This is a genomic window from Microbispora sp. H10830 (genome assembly GCF_014161375.1).
In the GTDB taxonomy this organism is placed as follows: Bacteria; Actinomycetota; Actinomycetes; order Streptosporangiales; family Streptosporangiaceae; genus Microbispora; species Microbispora catharanthi.
Genome location: NZ_JABBWX010000008.1, coordinates 103,368 through 121,404, shown reverse-complemented (window position 1 = coordinate 121,404; position 18,037 = coordinate 103,368). Strand labels below are relative to the sequence as shown.

11 protein-coding genes are annotated in these 18,037 nt (G+C 70.4%); 5 read left to right on the top strand and 6 right to left on the bottom strand.

Annotated elements, in window-relative coordinates; translation table 11 throughout:
- Window positions 1-220 precede the first annotated feature (220 nt).
- Window positions 221-5,734 (top strand): metallophosphoesterase, encoded by a 5,514-nt coding sequence (locus tag HHX35_RS21200; protein ID WP_182900490.1) that lies wholly within the window; start codon window positions 221-223, stop codon window positions 5,732-5,734.
- A 137-nt stretch (window positions 5,735-5,871) separates the two neighbouring features.
- Entirely contained in the window at window positions 5,872-6,429 is a 558-nt protein-coding gene (locus HHX35_RS21195; protein ID WP_220505704.1) for an EF-hand domain-containing protein, read from the top strand.
- A 21-nt stretch (window positions 6,430-6,450) separates the two neighbouring features.
- On the opposite strand, the gene HHX35_RS21190 is transcribed toward HHX35_RS21195, so the two are convergent.
- The gene (locus HHX35_RS21190; RefSeq protein WP_182900488.1) at window positions 6,451-7,359 is read right to left on the bottom strand and encodes an RNA polymerase sigma-70 factor; all 909 of its coding nucleotides are present in this window, start codon (window positions 7,357-7,359) and stop codon (window positions 6,451-6,453) included.
- Window positions 7,360-7,901: 542 nt separating this feature from the next.
- Between HHX35_RS21190 and HHX35_RS21185 the strand changes: the two genes are divergently transcribed.
- Window positions 7,902-10,025, top strand: a complete 2,124-nt coding sequence (locus HHX35_RS21185) for a prolyl oligopeptidase family serine peptidase (RefSeq protein ID WP_182900487.1) — start codon at window positions 7,902-7,904, stop codon at window positions 10,023-10,025.
- Here the strand turns inward: HHX35_RS21185 and HHX35_RS21180 are convergent.
- From HHX35_RS21180 to HHX35_RS21170, 3 genes are all read right to left on the bottom strand, one after another.
- Entirely contained in the window at window positions 10,012-11,046 is a 1,035-nt protein-coding gene (locus tag HHX35_RS21180; RefSeq protein ID WP_182900486.1) for a DUF916 domain-containing protein, read from the bottom strand. The two genes, HHX35_RS21185 and HHX35_RS21180, sit on opposite strands and share 14 nt — an antisense overlap.
- Before the next feature lie 76 nt (window positions 11,047-11,122).
- Window positions 11,123-12,652, bottom strand: coding sequence for a metallophosphoesterase family protein (locus tag HHX35_RS21175; RefSeq protein WP_182900485.1), 1,530 nt, complete (start codon window positions 12,650-12,652; stop codon window positions 11,123-11,125).
- A gap of 116 nt (window positions 12,653-12,768) precedes the next feature.
- The gene (locus tag HHX35_RS21170) at window positions 12,769-14,001 is read right to left on the bottom strand and encodes a HupE/UreJ family protein (protein ID WP_182900484.1); all 1,233 of its coding nucleotides are present in this window, start codon (window positions 13,999-14,001) and stop codon (window positions 12,769-12,771) included.
- A gap of 175 nt (window positions 14,002-14,176) precedes the next feature.
- Here HHX35_RS21170 and HHX35_RS21165 point away from each other — a divergent pair, with 175 nt between their 5' ends.
- Together HHX35_RS21165 and HHX35_RS21160 are read left to right on the top strand one after the other, a co-directional pair.
- Window positions 14,177-14,848: a hypothetical protein gene (locus HHX35_RS21165; protein ID WP_182900483.1), complete on the top strand. Its 672-nt coding sequence runs from the start codon at window positions 14,177-14,179 to the stop codon at window positions 14,846-14,848.
- Between the two features lie 152 nt (window positions 14,849-15,000).
- Window positions 15,001-16,512 (top strand): hypothetical protein, encoded by a 1,512-nt coding sequence (locus HHX35_RS21160; RefSeq protein ID WP_220505703.1) that lies wholly within the window; start codon window positions 15,001-15,003, stop codon window positions 16,510-16,512.
- On the opposite strand, the gene HHX35_RS21155 is transcribed toward HHX35_RS21160, so the two are convergent.
- Both HHX35_RS21155 and HHX35_RS21150 read right to left on the bottom strand, forming a co-directional pair.
- Window positions 16,481-17,107, bottom strand: a complete 627-nt coding sequence (locus HHX35_RS21155; protein ID WP_182900482.1) for a class I SAM-dependent methyltransferase — start codon at window positions 17,105-17,107, stop codon at window positions 16,481-16,483. The genes HHX35_RS21160 and HHX35_RS21155 overlap by 32 nt on opposite strands.
- A 66-nt stretch (window positions 17,108-17,173) precedes the next feature.
- Complete coding sequence (locus tag HHX35_RS21150; RefSeq protein ID WP_182900481.1) at window positions 17,174-18,034, bottom strand: hypothetical protein; 861 nt, start codon at window positions 18,032-18,034, stop codon at window positions 17,174-17,176.
- Window positions 18,035-18,037 lie beyond the last annotated feature (3 nt).

Below are 18,037 nucleotides of genomic sequence, written 5' to 3'. Positions count from 1 at the left end.
AGTGCCTGGCGCGTCGGTTTCCACAGCCGAGCAGGCTGCTGGACCGGTGAGACCGTGACGAGACTGTCCGGCGCTCAGCGCTTTGTCCTGGGCATCCGAAATGTGAGAATTGTCAGGTTTCTTTGCCGCTTCACCTTCGCTACACGCGAGCGACGCTGATCGTTTCACCTGCCGTGATTTCTGTGATCGGCACGCTAGAACCACGTGAAACGGCAGAGACATGACGCGCAGCAGCGCACCACGAACACTCATCTGGCCCGGTGCGATCTCGGCGATCGCGCTCGCAGCCGGCGCACTGGTCTCCGCACCGGCCTCCCCGGCCGCGGCGGCCGGCGAGGATCGCCCGACCTACCTCGGCAAATCCCTGTACACCGGCGAGTTCCACGCGCACACCTCCGTGAGCGACGGCGCCGAACTGCCGCCGGACGCCTACGAACATGTCCATGACGAGACCGGCGCCGACTTCTTCGCGGTGACCGAGCACGACGTCATGTGGGACATCCGCAACGGCGACGACTTCGTCGACGACTGGCGGGACGCCGACTCCGCCGAGTGGCGCTACCTGCACGAGAGCGCCGCACAATTCAACGCCGGTCAGAAAGACCTGGTCGCGGTCCCGGCGATCGAGAACACCTGGTACGACGGCACCGGCCACATCAACGTGTTCGACACCGACTGGCACGTGACGGCGCGGGCGACCGAGAAGGGCAGCGTCGACGGGTACGGCAACGTGTTCGGCACCGGCGACATGAAGTACGACTACTTCACGTTCCTGGCCCGCCTGAAGCAGGACCCGGACGCGATCGGCCAGTTCAACCACCCGTCCACGAAGGACAAGGGCGACTTCTTCGGCTTCAAGGGCCTCGACCCGGTCGCCGACGACCGGATGGACCTCATCGAGGTCAAGTCCGCCGACGCGGTGGGCGAGTTCCAGAAGGCGCTGGACGCCGGCTGGCACCTGGCCCCGACGTGGAACGGCGACGAGCACTCCGCGACCTGGGTGTCCGGGAACCCGTCGATCACCGGCGTGTGGGCCAAGGGGCACTCCCTGGACGCCCTGTACGCGGCGATGCGCGACCGCAGCCTCTACTCGACGGCCGACACCAACGCGGTCCTCGCGTTCGGCGGCAACGGTGCGCTCATGGGCTCGATCCTGCCGGGCGACACCGCCACCCTGGACGTCGAGCTCCGCCTCACCGACCCGGACGCCAAGGACTCCTTCACCTCCGCGCGCCTCCTCACCAACGGCGGCGCCGTCGCCCACGACTTCGGCAAGGTCGGCGGCAACGACCTGACGCTGAAGACCACGCTGGACGTCCGGGACGGCGACTTCTACTACGTCCGCGCCGACCAGGCCGACGGCGACTTCCTGGTCTCCGCCCCGATCTGGATCGGGAAGACCACCCGCGGCGCGAACTACGCCCCGAGGATCACCGTCCCGGGCGGCTTCCCCGCCACGGCGCGGTACGGCGACACGATCACGCTGCCGCAGGCGACGGCCACCGACGACTCCGGCACCCAGCCGGCGGTCACGTACGAGGTGTTCGACTCCGCGGGCGAGGTGCCGGTCTCCGGCGGCGCCTTCCGGATCCGCTCGTACGACGACGCGTTCGTGGTCGTGAAGGCGACCGACAACCTCGGCAACACCGACGCGGAGCTGCTCCGGATCCAGGTGTCCCAGAAGGCGCCGGACCCGGCGGGGGTCTTCCGCTTCGGCGGCAACGCGTCCGTGGGCGCGGAGCCCGGCTCCGCCGGCATCGCGGTCACCACCGACCGCGACGTCGAGCGGGTCTACGCACAGGTCCTGCCCGAGGGTTCTGACGACTGGTCCACGGCCGAGGTGCTGACCTCCGCGAACGACCGTCCGTACGAGGTCGACACGATCGGCAACGGTGAGCCCGTCTACCAGCACTCCATCACCGGGCAGACGCTGCGCTCGCACGAGTTCCGGCTGACCGGCCTGAAGGTCGGCACGACCTACCGGTTCCGGTTCGGCGTGGCCCGCGACGGCCGCGCCCCCGCCGCCCCCGACGGACCGGCCTGGACCGGCGTACGCGGCAGGTTCCTCGCGGGTGGCGCCGAGGGAGAGCCCGTCTACATCCTCGGCGACGTGCAGGTGCCCGACGGCGACGCCGACGACCTCAAACTGCCGGGAAGGGTGCTCGACCGGCTGAAGAGCGAGACGCCGGGCGGCGGCACCGTGATCCAGGTCGGCGACCTCGTCGAACGCGGCGGCCGGGGCGAGAAGTGGGCCGAGATCGCCGGCTCCTTCCTGTCCCCGCTCGACCTGCAGTACGCGGGCGTGGCCGGCAACCACGAGACGTACGAGGACCCCGACTACGACGCGGTCGGCGGGCAGCCGAACGCGATCTTCACCAACATGTTCGCGCTGCCGCGCAACGGCGTGATCGGCGAGAGCAACTACTCCTTCGACCGCGGTGACATCCACTTCTCCGTGCTGAACTCCAACACGCGCCTGGACGAGCAGCTGAGCTGGCTGGTCGACGACGTCCGCGCGTCGGACGCGACGTGGAACGTCGTCGTCGGGCACTTCTCCTACTACGGCGGCCAGCACGCCGACGACGGCGGCATGGACATCGACCGGGACAAGGTCACGCGCGTGCTCGACCGGCTCGGCGTCGACCTGTACGTCGGCGGGCACGACCACGTCTACAAGCGGTCCACGATCTACGACGGACGCCTGGCCACGACCCCCGAGGAGGAGGCCGCGGGCACCACGTTCGTGACCATGGGGTCGTCCGGCCCCAAGTTCTACGACAACCGGAAGTTCTGGTGGGACGACAAGGTCTTCGACGAGAACGTCCAGATGGGCGGCGTCCTGAAGGTGACCGACGCCGGCCTGCGGCTGTCGACGTACACGATCGACGGGCGCGTGGTCGACGAGGTGACGGTCGCCAAGCCGCACGGCTCCTGGAAGATCTCCTCGGCCGAGATCGAGAACCGTGAGCTGAAGGGCGTGGGCCTCCTGTCCTCCCCGGGCAGCCTGGACAAGGTCACCGTCATGGCCGCGACGTACGACAACGCGCAGCAGCGGATGATCGACGTGCGCACCGCCGACGTCACGCTCGACCACCGCGGTCGCGAGCAGTACGTCCGTTTCGACACGCCGCTGCCGGTGGCGCCGAGCTCGACGGTGAAGTTGTTCACCTGGGACTCCCTGGCGTCCGGAAAGCCGTTGCAGCCGGCCGTGACCCTGCGCGAGGGCCTGGCCGGTGAGGGCACCGAGCAGTCCCCCTATCTGATCGACTCGCCCGACGACCTGGCCAAGGTCGACAACGACCCGGCAGGTCACTACCGGCTGACCGCCGACCTGAACCTGACCGGGCTCGCCCGTGCGCAGATCGGCCGGACGACCACCTTCACGGGCGTCTTCGACGGCGACGGGCACACCGTCTCCGGGCTGGCCGCCCTGGCCGACCAGGGGCCGGGCCTGTTCGCCGACAACCACGGCACGATCGAGGACCTGGTGGTCCAGGGCGACGTCACCACCGACCGTTCCACCGCCGGTCTGGTCGCCGACGCCAACCACGGCACGATCCAGCGGGTTCGCGCCGACGGGTCGCTGACCGCGAACAGCTACGTCGGCGGCATCACCGGCCACCACTTCGGCACGGTCCGTGACAGTGTTTCCACGGTGGACGTGCACGCCACGACCCAGTACGCCGGGGGCGTCGTCGGCGTCTCCGTCGGCGGGTCGGTCACCGAGAACGTCCTGGCCACCGGTGCGGTCGTCGCGAACAGCGCGTCCGCGGGCGGCGTGGCCGCCTACGGCTACACCGACACCCAGGTGCGCCACACGGTCGCGCTGAACGCGAACATCTCCGCGTCGAGCTACGCGCACGCCATCGTCGGTCGCGTCTACACCGGGCAGACCGCCACGCTCGAGGACAACCACGTCAGCCGGTCCGTGCCGATCAGCGGGCAGTCGCTGACCGACCCGCCCGCGGCCGACAACCAGAAGGGCAACGTGGTCGCGCCCGCGGAGATCCAGAAGCAGGCCTTCTACGAGGACCGCGGCTGGGACTTCGCGGCCGTCTGGCAGTGGAACGACGTCGCCAGGCGCCCGACCCTGCGGATGGCGCCGGAGACGCTCGAGCCGGTCCCGGCGCCCGGGCTGCCGGCGGACGAGCGCGGCTTCTACGTCGTCGACAGCGTCGAGGACCTGGCCCTGATGGGGCGGCATCCGTCCTACGACTACGTGCTCGCCGCCGACCTCGACCTGACCGGCAGGCCGTTCACCAGCCTGCCGGGGCCGTTCACCGGCGAACTGGACGGCGCCGGCCACACCGTCAAGGGCCTGACCTCCACCACCGGTGGCCTGTTCGCCCAGATCTCCGGGCACGTCCACGATCTCGCGGTCCTCGACGCCACCGTGGACACCACCACCGCTCGCGCCGGCATCCTGGCCAACAGCAGCACCGGCACCATCGAGCGCGTGTGGGTCTCCGGATCCGTGACCGCGGGCTCGCGCGCGGGTGGTCTCGTCGGCGACTCGCAGGGCGTCGTGCGCGACGCCTACTCCACGGCGAACGTGCACGTGCGCACCACCGAGGCGGGCGGCGTGATCGGCGTGGCCCTGGCCGGCTCCACCACGGAGCGGGTCTTCTCCACGGGCGCCGTCACCGCGGACAGCCGCAACGACGGCGGTGTGGCGGGCTACGGCTACACCGGCACCACCATCCGCGACTCGATCGCGCTCAACCCGACGGTCACCGCACCGTCCTGGGCGCACCGCTTCCTGGGCCGGGTGCTGTCGAACAACGTCGCCACGCTGAGCGACAACTGGGCGGTCGAGACGGTCGAGGCCAAATCCCAGACCGAGACCGCGACCGGCCCGGCCACGCTCAACGGCGCCACCGCGACCCGGGACGAGGCGGCCGGACAGGCCTTCTGGGCCGGCAAGCTCGGCTTCGACTTCGAGTCGGTGTGGCAGTGGGACGCCGGCCTCGGGCGACCGGTTCTGCGCGGCGCGGCGGCACCCGCCACCGAGGCGACCGAGACACCCGTACCCGAGGCTCAGGCGACCGCGGCCGTGGGGGAGACCGTCGAGGCCGCAGCGCGGCCCGTCGCGTTCACCACCGCGGTCCCGTCGGCGGCCGGAGCCACCGAGACCGAAGGCATCCGCCACGAGGCGGTCGTGAACGACGACGGCACCGTCACCGTGACGGTGTCCGCCGGGACCGTCGCGGGGGCCAAGCAGTTGTCGGTCCTCCTGCTGAAGGCCGGCGCCTCGGCGTCGGCTCCGGCCGAGGACGACATCGCCTACCTCGGAGAGGTGCCCCTCGACGAGCAGGGCGACGCGACGCTGACCGTGCTCGCGAACCAGCCGGGCGGGACGACCCTCGCGCTGAACACCTCGGGCGACACGGCACGCTACGTCGCCTCGCTCCTCCCGCGGGCGCCCGAGACCCCGGCGATGCGGGTGCTCCACGACACCGTCACCGCCACGGTCAAGGTGAAGGGGAACGCCCCCGCCCAGGCGACGATCACCCTGGTCTGCGCGGGTGCGGACAAGTGCCGGGAACAGGTCGACGTCTCCCACGACGGCCACCCTCTCGACACCAAGAAGGTCACGCTGCAGCCCGGCACGACCAGGGATCTGAAGCTCAACCTCCGTGACGAGGCCCGCGCCGCTCTCCTCGCCGGCAAGCCGGTCGTCCTGGACGTCCAGATCGGCACGGCCCCGGCGGTCCAAGTGACCGTCACTCCGTGACGTACCGGCCGGAGAGGCCACGGCCTCTGCGGTGACCGCGGAACGCATGGCGCCCGCCGGCTTCGGCCGCGGGCGCCATTGCTGTAACGGATTAGTCACCTACTGTGTATGGTCACCAAAAGTGACGCCTTGGCAACATGGAGTCTCCCCGAACCGCGGAGGCAGACGTGGCCAGTGAGTTCCAGCGGAAAAAGGTCAGCGGAGTTTTCCGTGCGATGGACGTGGACCGAGACGGCCGGCTGACCGAGGCCGACTTCCAGGCGCTCGCCCGCCGCTGGACGGCCGTCGCCGGATCCGTCGATCCGGAGCGACTCGCCTCCGTCATGACCGGCTGGTGGCCGGTGCTCCGTGCCGCCTCCGGCCCCGGCGGCGACAACGCCGTCACCCTCGACGAGGTGCTCCTCGTCGTGGAAGGCCTCGGCGACAGGGCGGACGCCGTCTCCGCCACCGCCGACGCGATGTTCGAGGCCGTCGACCTCAACGGGGACGGCCTCATCTCCCGTTCCGAATACGGCGTGCTCGTCGAGACGTGGAACGGGACGCCGGCGGCGACCGACGAGATCTTCCCGCGCCTGGACCTGGACGGTGACGGCCACCTCACCCGCGACGAGTTCCGCACCCTCTGGACGGAGTTCTGGGCGGGCGACGACCCGAACGCTCCCGGGACCTACGTCTTCGGCGCGCCGGTGGAATAGCCCAGGGCCGGCGTCACCGGGTCAGCTCGCGGCGGACAGTGCGGCGATCTTGGCGGGGTTCATCATCCACAGCACCTGGTCGATGCCCTCGTCGGAGGCGTTGACGGTGAGGACGGTGAACAGCTCGCCGTCGTGGCGCAGCAAAGCGGCCGCCTGCCCGTTCACGTCGGCCCATTCCACCTCGACCCCGGCCCAGAACCGGTCCGCGAACGCTCTGATGTACTTCGCGACCCGGAACGCGCCGATCACGGGGATGCGCGAGGCCCGTACGGCGCCGCCGCCGTCGGAGTAACTGATGACGTCCGCGGCGAGGAGCTCTTCCAACGCGGCCAGGTCGCCTGAGCGGGCGGCGGCGACGAAGGCGGTGAGCAGCCTGCGCTGGTCGGCTCGCTTCACCGGTGCTCGGCGCTCGGAGACGATGCGTTTGCGTGCCCTGCTGACGAGTTGCCGCACCGCGACCTCACTCGCCTCGATGATCTCGGCGATCTGCCGATAGGGATAGTCGAACGCTTCCCGCAGCACGTAGGCCGCGCGTTCGGTGGGCGAGAGCTTCTCCAGCAGGAGCAGGACCGCGAAGCCGAGGGCTTCGCCTCGCTCGGCGCCGAGGTGAGGGTCGTTACTGGTGTCGACGGGTTCGGGAAGCCACGGGCCGACGTACCTCTCGCGGCGGACCCGCGCGGACTGGAGGGCGTTGATGGCGAGGCGCGTGGTCACCGTCGCCAGGAACGCCCCCGGATCGGCCACGGTGCTGCGGTCGTAGGCCTGCCAGCGCAGCCAGACGTCCTGTAACAGGTCTTCCGCCTCGGTGGCACTGCTCAGGATCCGGTATGCGATTCCGAACAGGCGTGGCCGCACGCTCTCGAAGGTGGCCGCCGCCTGGTCGAGGTCTTCGGTCCCGCCGCGATGGCCCCCCGCACCGATATCCCCCATGGTGATGGCCCCGTTCCGCCGGCGGATGGACCTATACAGCTTTGCATCTGCCCGCCCGGGGCTTCGACAGGGGATCGCGCTTCGTGACGCGGGTGGTGGTGATCCGGTCGTGTCCTTTAGTCGTCAGCCCTGGGATCTATCTCGAAAGGCTGCGAATTGCCTTCGGGTGAAATTGATCTCCGCTGGCATTCCCGTCTGCCGTCGTTTCTTTCGGGGGATTTAACGGGAGCATGATTGACGGCTCTTCGCTTCGCGAGAATCGAGATCCGGAGGTGGCGCCCGTGTTTATCGATCCCGGGCGGGGGGACGGTTGCCGTCGTAATCGCCCAAACCGGGCGAGTCGAACGGATCCAGGAGGCTGACATGACTGGATACCTGCCGTATCGCGATTCCACTCCCGCTGCCCGCATCGGCGGCGTACGCGGCTGGCAGGCGGACATTCTCCGCGGCGAGTCGTAGCCGAGTGAATCGAGGTACTGCGGCGCATGCGGGCCGCAGTGCCTCGACCTGTTACGGGACCTATTAGAGGCGGGGGGAATTCAATGGCGCGATTGTTCTACCCTGCCGCTTGGCGCAGCGATGTGGTGGAGGATCTGTTCGGATTCCGGATTTCCGATCCTTATCGGTGGCTGGAAGACGGCGATGACGTACGCGTACGGGACTGGGCCACGGCCCAGGATCGTCTCTTCCTGGCCCACCGCGAGCAATGGCGTGAGAAGGATTTCTGGGCGTCTTCGGTGGACCAGGTGTCCTCCTTCGGCGTGTCGGAGCCTCCGACGGTGCGGGGCTCGTTCATGTTCCTCGCCGAGCAACTGCGCGGGGACGAGCAGCGGCGCCTGCTCGTCGTCGACGCCGAAGGCGACAGGCGGGTGCTGGTCGATCCGGTGGAGATCGATCCGTCCGGTCACACCGGGCTGTATGCCTGGTGGCCGTCGCGCGAGGGCGATCGTGTGGCCGTCCAGATGGAGGTCGCCGAGCAGCCCGGCAGCGACATCACGGTGCTCGACGTGCGCACCGGCGAGGTGGTGGACGGACCGTTGCCGCGCGCCCGCAACACCTCGCTCGCCTGGCTGCCGGGAGGAGACGCGTTCTACTACGTCAGCCGGGTCGCCGACGAGGAACTGGCCCCGGGCGACATGCGGCTGCACCGGCGGGTGCGGTTGCACCGGATCGGCGCGCCCTGGCAGGCCGACACGGTGGTGTTCGGCGGCGAGGACGCCCCGGACCACTATTACGGGCTCACCGTCGGCGCGGACGGCCGTCATCTCGCCGTCACCGCCATGGTCGGGCCCGCCGCGCAGAACGACGTGTACGTGGCCGAACTCGTCGATCCGGAAGCTCCGCGCTTCGTCAAGGTCGTGGACGGGGCGGCCGTCGGCGCCCGCGTCCTCCCCCGCTTCCTCGCGGACGGCACCCTGCTGCTCGTCACCGACCACCAGGCTCCGTGCGGCCGCGTCTGCGTGGCGGACCGGTACGACGCCGGCCCGGCCGCCTGGCGCACACTGATAGCCGAAGATCCTGCCGCTCCCCTGGACGAGTGCCTGGTCCTCGACGGTCCGGCGCTTGTGCGGCCTGTCCTGCTGGTGGCACGCGCCCGCCATGGCACCTCCGCCCTGACACTGCACGACCTGGCCGACGGCCGGCCGCTCACCGCGCTGCCCCTTCCGGGCGCGGGCGTCGTGTCCTCCCTGCGCACGAGCGTCCCGCGCGGGCACCAGGCGTGGTTCAGCTACTGCGACGCGACCACACCTCCCACCATCTACCGCTACGACGCGGTGCTCGGCACGACGGAGCAGGAAGCCGGCGCCGCGACGGCGGGCCACACTCCGGAGATCCGCAGCCGCGCCGTCCGCTGTCGCGCCGGTGACGGCACGGAGATCACGCTGTTCCTGTTCACTCCGGACGAGGACCACCGGGGGCCGCGCCCCACCCTCCTGTACGGCTACGGCAGCTTCGGCATGCCGATGCGCCCCTGGTTCTTCCCCCTGGCGGCCGCATGGGTCGGCGCCGGCGGCACCTACGCGGTCGCGTGCGTACGAGGAGGCGGCGAAGAGGGCCAACGCTGGCACGACGCCGGCCGGGGACCACACAAACACCGCGCGATCAGCGACTTCAACGACGCCGCGGCGTGGCTCATCGAGACCGGCGCGACCACCCGCGACCAACTGGCGATATACGGCCAATCAGCCGGCGGTCTGCTGGTCACGGCCGCCGCCGTACGGCGACCGGATCTGTACGCCGCGGTCGTCGCCGAAGGCCCGCTGTGTGACATGGTGCGCTACGAACGATTCGGCCTGGGATGCACCTGGACCGACGAATTCGGCAGCGCCTCCCAGCCCGAACAACTCCAATGGCTCCTGACGTGCTCCCCCTACCACAACGTCACGCCCGGAACCCTCTATCCCGCCTTCCTCTTCACCGGCGCGGTGACCGATCTGCAGACCGGAGAGGCCCATGTCACCAAAATGTGCGCGGCCCTCCAGCACGCCACCGCCGGCGACCGGCCGATCCTCATGCGCAGGGAACCCGACACCGCCCACGCCGCCTCGCCCGCGAGCAAGGAACGTGCCCTGACCGCGGACATCCTGGCCTTCGCCGCCGAACACACCGGCCTCACGCGTTCCACAAGGAGAGGCGGCGCACCTCGCCGGGTCACTCCTGCGTGAGGGGTGTGCCGGAGCGCGCCGGCCCTTCGCGGAGTGTGGCCTTCCGGCGGCGCCGTGCGGCGAGAGCCGCGACGAGGAGCCCGCAGAGGACGACGAGGACGAGCAACAGCGCCCAGGGGAGGGTCCACGCGTGCGCGGTGCTCTCGACGACGGCGAGCGGGGCGACCGAGCCCGCCGCGTCGGTGAGCAGCGGGACGAGCGTGACCGTGCCCGTCAGTCTCAGCGCGGGAGTCACTCCGCGCACCGGTACGGAGACCTTCCAGGTGTCGCCGGGGAGCAGCCGGGGCGAGTCGTCGATGTGCCCCGCGCGGGCGTCCCAGTGCCCGAAGGGTCCGGACAGGGACACCGCCTGACGGGCGGTGAGAACGCTGTTGCCGTCGTTGCGGATCGTGTAGGTGACGGTGGCGTCGCCCGTCCCGAGCGGATTGGGCGTGCCGGAATAGCGCACCCGCAGGTCCTCCACCGACAGGCTCGGCTTCAGTTCTCCGCCCACGCGCAGGCGGATCCGGATGCCGAGACGCCGCCCGTCCGCCGCGCCGGTCGGGGCCGGCGCGGTGACGATGCCGCCCATGTACTCGCCGGGCGCGGCGTCGTCCGGAAGCGCGACCGTGAACGGCACCTCGGCCGACTCTCCGGGCCGGACGGTCACGTCGGGCCGGTCCGGGTGGACCCACGCACCCACCCCGGTCGACGTCGCGTCCCGGCCGAGCAGGTCGAGCCGGCCCTGCCCGGTGGTGAACGCGTCCGCGGCGTACACGCCGAGGTGGAGCGGCGTCGTGCCGTGGTTGGCGACCACGAGACCGTCCTCGATCCGCCCGCCCGGGTCCAGTGTGTAGCTGTAGTTCCGCCGGTCGGACCCGAAGTCGCCGGAGGCCGTCGCGACCGTCCAGGAGACCTCGCCGTCCGCCGCGGCGGGGCCCGTCCCCGCTCCGAACAGGCCGAACGCGGCGAGCAGCGCCGCGACGACGGCCCGGGCGAGGGAGCCTGCTGCGGTTGTCGTACGCGATCTCGGCGGGTGCATCTGCATGATCCTCGGGTGGTCTCGGGGAGTGGGGCCGGATCGGCTGATCGTGAGGGCCCCACTCGCCCTCGGTCGTCTACTGGAGCCAGTCGGACTCGGCCGCGGCCTGCTTGTCCTCGCCGGCCTTCCCTTCGTTCGTGTGGATCACGACCTTGTCGACGGTGGAGCCGACCGGCTGAGCGGCGCTCGCGCCGCTGTCCGGGCCGCACCAGGACTCCTGGCCCAGCTCCACCGCGGCGTTGGGGGCGGCGCAGGTGCCGCTGCGGATGTTCTCGACGACGAGCTTGTTCCCGCGCACCTGGACCCGCACGTACGTACGGACGTGCTCCTGGTTCTCGACCGAGTTGGCCCAGTGGCTCTTGGGGTTCAGCGGGTCGGGACCGTAGTTCGGGTCCTTGGTCGTGTCCGGAGCGGTGAGGTTGTAGTACTTCGAACCCGACGCCGAGTTCGCCGTCACGTAGATGACGCCGCCCGGGCCCTTGGACACCTCGGTGGCGCCGGGCTGCTCGTCCTTGTCCGCCTTCTGCCCGTTCTTGATCACGTAGCTGCGGGAGTAGCTGTGGTCGTGACCCTGCAGGACCAGGTCGACGCCGAGCTTCGAGAAGGCCGTCGGGAAGTCCTGGCGGCGCACCTTGTTGTCGGCGTCGTTCGCGTGGCTGGCCGGCGAGTAGATCGCGTGGTGGTAGATGAGCACCGTGTGCTTGGCGCCGGCGCCGTGCTTGTTGACGACATCGGTGATGTAGGCGATGTGCGCGGCGTCGGAGCCGCTGGCGTACGCGTTGCTGTTGATGTCGATGAACAGGATGTTCTTGTACGTGAACCAGTAGTCGCCGCCGGACCTGGTCGTCGCGCTGCCGTTGTAGTACGGCGCGGAGCGGTCGGTGTTCGGCGTCCAGAAGTGCTGCTCGTACGCCTTGCCGCCGACGTCGTGGTTGCCGATGGTGGCGGCCCAGGGGTACTGGCGCAGCTTGTCGGACGCGAGGAACGCGTTCCACTGCGTCTCGGTGTTGGCGGACTCGACCTGGTCGCCGCCGGAGACCAGCAGCTCGGCCTTCGGGTTGGCGGCGAGGGCGACGTTCAGGGTGTCCTCCCACCCCGCGCCGTCCTTCGCCACGTTGCCGGACGAGCCGATCTGCGGGTCGCCGAAGAAGAGGAAGTCGAGGTTGTTGCCGTTGAAGTCCTGGGTCGTGAAGGAGTACGTCGGGGACCAGTCGCCCTCGGCTCCGACCCGGTAGGAGTAGGCGGTGTTCTGCTTCAGGCTGTCGATCGTGGCGTGCGCGTTGTAGCCGCCGTTGACGACGTTCGCGGTGACCGTGGCGGGGAAGGTGACGGCGTTCGCAGGGAACCGGCCGTCGACGACCTTGGACGCCGGCGCGACCTGGACCACCTGCGCGGTGCCGGCCGAGGAGTACCAGGACAGGACGCGCTGCGTCTCGTCGGCGCCCACGCCGAGGACGACGCCGGTGAGCGTCGCGCTGTCGGCATGGGCCGCGGTCGCCAGGCCGCCGCCGAACACGGCGCCGGCGCTGAGGGCCGCCGCGGTGGCGCTCATGGCCACCCGGCGCAGGACGAGCCCGGGGCCCTGAGTCCCCTTGTCGAGCTTCATTGCTTTCCATCCATTTGGGGGTATTGGAGCGGTTTGCACGATTTCGGGGCTCGGTGTCGCGGAGATGAACAAGGGCCAGGCGGGCCGTTGCGCTTGCCGGAAGTTGTGGCGTGATCTCAGATTCCGAGAACGCGTTGCACGAACCACACCAGGCCCATCGCGGACACACCCGCCGCGATCGCCCCGGTCGTCCACAGCCCCGCGATAGGCCGCCGGTGACGCAGCAGGGCGAGCAGCGGGAAGACGGCGACGATGACCGTCAGCTGGACGACCTCGATGCCCACGTTGAAGACGAGCAGCGACCACAAGAGCGTCCACGACCAGGCCTGATCGATGCCCAGTGCCGCGGCGAAGCCGAGACCGTGCACGAGGCCGAAGCAGAAGACCACCGCGAGCCGCGTCCAGCCCGCGCGGTCCAGGCCGAGGCGGCCGTGACCGGCCGTCTCCAGGTCTGTGGCGTGCGACCGGCGTCGCCAGATGCGCCACAGATGCCAGCCCGCGACGACCGCGATCGAGAGGGCGATGACGGGCTCGACGAACGACGCGGGCGCCTCCACGAGGCCGAGGGCGGCGAGGACGAAGGTCACCGAGTGGGCCAGCGTGAAGGTCGTCGCCGCCAGCACGATCTCGCGCAGGCGGCGTGACCCCGCGATGAGAGCCAGCAGGAACAGGATGTGGTCGAGCCCGCCGAGCAGGTGCTCGGCTCCCAGCCGGAAGAACTCCCAGAACCGCTCGAACCAGGACTGGTGCGTGGAGAACGACCGATGCTGAGCGTCGAGTGCGGTGCTTCCGGACTTCAGGTCGAGGTCGTAGGTGACGATCGTCTTGCTGTCGCGCACGTACCCCTTGGAGCCGGCGAACAGCGCGCTGCGCACCTCGTGCGCTTCGGCGGACCTCGGGCACCGGTAGTCGAGGGTCAGCCGCGCGTACGGGACGCCCTCGCGTCGCCCGATCGTGAAGCCGCCGTCCCTGACCGGGGCGCACGCCTCGCCCCCGGCGGTGACGCCGAAGCGTTCGCTGACGTACGCGACGACCGAGCCGGCGTGGGCGTCGAGAGCGGCGGCCTGCCGACCCGCGTCACCGGCCTCGAACGCCGCGGTGCCCGCTCTGAAGAGCGGGTCGTCCTTCTCGTAGTCGGCGGCGGAGACGACGAGCAGGTCGTACTCCAGCTGGAGCTCGGTGCGGACGTGCCCGGCCTGGGGCGAGTCGAGGTTGACGTAAACCGTCGAGGTGAACCCGTGGGCGAGGGCGGGCAGGGCACCGAGCGGAGCGGAGAGGGCACTGAACAGGACGGCCACGGCTGCGGCGGCGATGACAGCACAGACACGACGCCGAGCGGCGGGGGACATATGACTCCTTTTCGGCTTTGGCGTACGAAATCTGCTCGATTGAGATGAACGAGCGGTATCTCGGACGAGAACCGTCGAGGAAGCACGCCCGGCGGAGACGGCCTCGGCGTCGAAGGCCGCAAATCATGCGGTAGGAAATAGGCGCACTTCCCACCGCCCCCGAAGGACGATCCCCATGCGCTCTCGGCTTCTGCCTGCCTGCACCCTGGCCGCGGCAGTCGCGACCGCCCTGCTGGCCGGCGGATGCGGCTCTGGCGACGACTGGTCCCGGCCGCACGCGAAGCCCACCGCCGTCGGCACTCCCGGCCCGGGCTTCTTCCCGGCCGCGTCGCCCGCCCCGGAGGCGACGATCACGCCCCGGCCCGGCTCATGGAACGGGGTCCGTCCGCCGGAGGGCTACCGCGTGGTGCTGCTCACCGCGGGGGAGGACCGCCAGACCACGACGCTGGTGAGCGCGGTGACGGCGTGGGCCGAGGAGGAGCGCGTCAGCCTCAGGACCCTCACGGCCACGCGGCCGGACCAGTTCGTGCCGACCATCAGCAGGGCGATCGACATGAGGCCCGACCTCGTCGTCACCGCCGGCGACGCCCTCGTCGACCCCCTGGCCCTGGTCACCCCCAACCACCTCGATCAGCAGTTCCTCGTGGTCGGCGCGGAGCTGGCCGAGCCCACGGAGAACGTCACCGCCGCCGACTGGACCGGTGCGTCGTTCCGCGGCGAGGGGCTCGGCATGTCCTCGGCGTACGATCCCGCCAGCTTCACCCCCGAGCGCGCCGGGCGTGCGATCAGGGCGGGTGCGGCGGCCGTGCTCAACGGCATGACCGGCATCGTGCTCTGGCTCGATTAGTGGGGTGTCCACTGGGGTTCGCCGGGCCGCTTCCGGGCCTTTGATGATCAGACTCCGGGATCACCGTCGGCATGATGATGCGACTGCGGTCGCATGAAAGCGGGGACTCAAGGAGGACGCGCGAGCGGCCTACGTGATCAACGATTGGTCGCGTGATCGAGACCATCGGGGGGATCGGCATGTCGCCCCTGGAGATCCTGCTCCTGCTGGGCGTCGTCGGCCTGCTGTCGTCGCGGTGGTGCCCGCCCCGAGCCCGGCGGCCGGTCGCGCTCGCCGCGGCGGCGGTCGTCGCCCTGTCCGGGATCGCGCTGACCGTGCGCGGGTTGCGCTGGCAGATGGCGCCCGCGCTCGCCGGCGTCCTGGTCGCGCTCGCGTTCGCCGCGCCAGTGCTGGCCGGACGCCCGGCGCGGCGGATGAGACGGTGGCTCGCCCTGCCGGGAGTCGTGGCCTGCCTCGGCCTGGTCTGTGCGAGCGCGGCCGCCGCCTGGGCGGTGCCCGTGCCCGTGTTCCCCGGGCCGTCCGGTCCGTACGCGGTGGGCACCGCCGTGATGCAGTGGACCGACGTCTCTCGCCCGGAGCCCGCCACCGATGAGCCCGGCGACCACCGGACGGTCGTGGTCCAGTTGTGGTATCCCGCACCCAAGGGCACGGCCGGTCCCCGTGCCCGGTATCTCGGCCGCACAGAGCGGGAGGCGCGTACGGTCGCCGACGGCCTGACCGGCTACATCGGCGTGCCCGCCTTCCTGCTCGACGACGCGGTCCGTGCCCGCACCGGCGCCGTGTACGACGCGCCCGCGGCGGCCGGGCGGTTCCCGATCGTGCTGTTCTCTCCCGGACTGGGAGGCGTGCGCACCCAGAACACCGCGTGGGCGGAGGAACTGGCCGGCCGCGGCTACGTCGTCGCGGCCCTCGACCACCCGTACGACTCCGCTGCCGTCGTGCTCGACGATGGACGGACGATCCGCACGCGCGTCGTGGCCACCGGCGACGACGAGGAGGACAGACGGCTCGCGACCGGCTGGACGGCGGTCAGGGCCGCCGATCTCAGCTTCGTCCTCACCCAGCTCGGCCGCCTCGACAGGGGCGAGATCCGCGGCCCGCTGACGGGACGGCTCGACACCGCGCGGGCGGCGGCGACCGGGCACTCCATGGGCGGAGGCGCCTCCCTGCGGGCCGCCCGCCAGGACTCCCGGTTCGCGGCGGTGATCGACCTGGACGGCTACCCGTACGACCCCGCGCCCCGGCCCTACCATCAGCCGGTGCTCGCGCTCACCCATCCCGTCGACCCGGCCGACAACCCGTCGTACATCCCTCGTCTCACCCGGATCCTCTCGCTGAGCACGTCGGAGAGCTACCGGATCACGGTCCCCGGCGCGGCGCACCTCACCTTCGCCGACGCGCCGCTCTACATGCCGCCGGTGCCGTCCGTTGTCGGCTCCCTGGGCCGCACCGGGGGCCTGTCCGTCACCACGGCGGCCACCGTGGCCTTCCTCGACGCCACCCTGCGTGACAAACCCGGCGACCTGGCCACGCTCCTGCGCCCGTACGGCGATCTCACCGTCCACCGGCCCGTGCGGAAGGACGACACGGGGGACCGTGGCGCTGACGGCGGCCACGACGGTCTCGATCGGGTCAGGGCCGGACGGCCAGCACCCGGAAGCTGATCCCGCGGGCCGTCCGCGTCACCGACTCGATCGCGAAACCGGCCTGCTCCACGTAGGGTCGGGGATCGCGGGTGAGGTAGTCGGCTTCGAACCGCACCGACAGCGGTTCCAGCAGCCGCATCCCGGCCCGGATGACCGGGTTGCTCGACGGTCCGTGCTCGGCGAGCACGAACCGCCCGCCCGGCCTGAGCACGCGATAGGCCTCGCGCGCCGCGGCCAGCGGATCCGGGATGGTGCACATCGTGAACGTGGACAGCACCGTGTCGGCGACGCCGTCGGGCAGGTCCAGGCGCTGCACGTCGCCCTGCCGCAGCTCGACCCGCTCGCCGAGGCCGGCCTCCGCCACCCGCCGCCGTGCCAGTTCCAGCATGCGCTCGGACAGCTCGATCCCGACGACCGTGGTGCCGGCGCCGTACAGCGGGAGGTTGAGCCCCGTGCCGACCGCCAACTCCACCACGTGACCGCGCGCCTGCCCGACGGCCCACTCCCGGCTGCCCGGAAACAGGCGGCGCTCCCAGGCCAGCATCTGGCTGTCGTACCGGTCCGCCAGCCGGTCGAACACCCGGCGTACGTCCGCGTCCGTGGTAGCCCGCATCCCACGACCTTTCACGATGGGGGTCTCCGCGAATCGTTCCACGGCATGGGCCCCCTCCGGGAGGGCCTATCCGGCGGCGACCCTGTCATCCGGGTGAATAACCAGTGGGATTCCGAAGTTCGGCTGCCGGTTCGCCGGCAGGTCGTTGAAGTCGACGATGGCGGATGCCGGCGGTGCCGTGATCTTCACGTTCGCGTGCCATCGGTATCGGGTGTCCACCACGTTCCGGTGAATCTTCCGGACCCATTCACCGTCGCGGGTGTAGTCATATTCCTTCGAGGAGTACCGCGTGACCAGGCGGACGGGCAACCCGGCCTTGTCGACGGACAACCTGAACGAAACCGTGTAGTTGTCCGGGTTGAAAGCACCCTGCTCGCTGTACAGGTTCTGCGTCTTGAGGGTGCCGCGATACTCGCCGGAGCGGAGGGAAGAGGCCTTCGAGATCACGAACTTGAGCCTCGCCGGGCTGAGGACGTCGACGAGCTGGTCGCCGCGCTGGCCGTAGTCCTGCCAGGACGGATTGTCCTTGCCGAACGTGACCCAGGTCTTGCCTTCCGGCATCGAACCCCAGTGGAAACCCTGGACGTAGGTATAGCGGCCGACGTTGACCGCGCGCAGGGGAGCGCGCATGGCTTCCAGCTCTTCAGGGGGCAGGGCGGCCTGGAGACGGGGGGTGATCACCCCCAGGGAGGTGAGGTCGTAGCCGACTACTCCGGACTTTCCGAACCCGATCCTGCCGGTGGTCCGGCGGATGTAGGTCTGCTTGTCTTCGAAAATGCTCGTCCGGGCGGTCTCGGAAACCAGAACCCCTCGCCCCGCCGCGAACTGCTGCCGGAGAGCGTGGACCGGGTCGGCGGATGAAGCGGCATGAGCGGCACCGGCGCCGGTGAACAGCGCGGCGAGCACACCGAACAGAACGGCAAGCACATT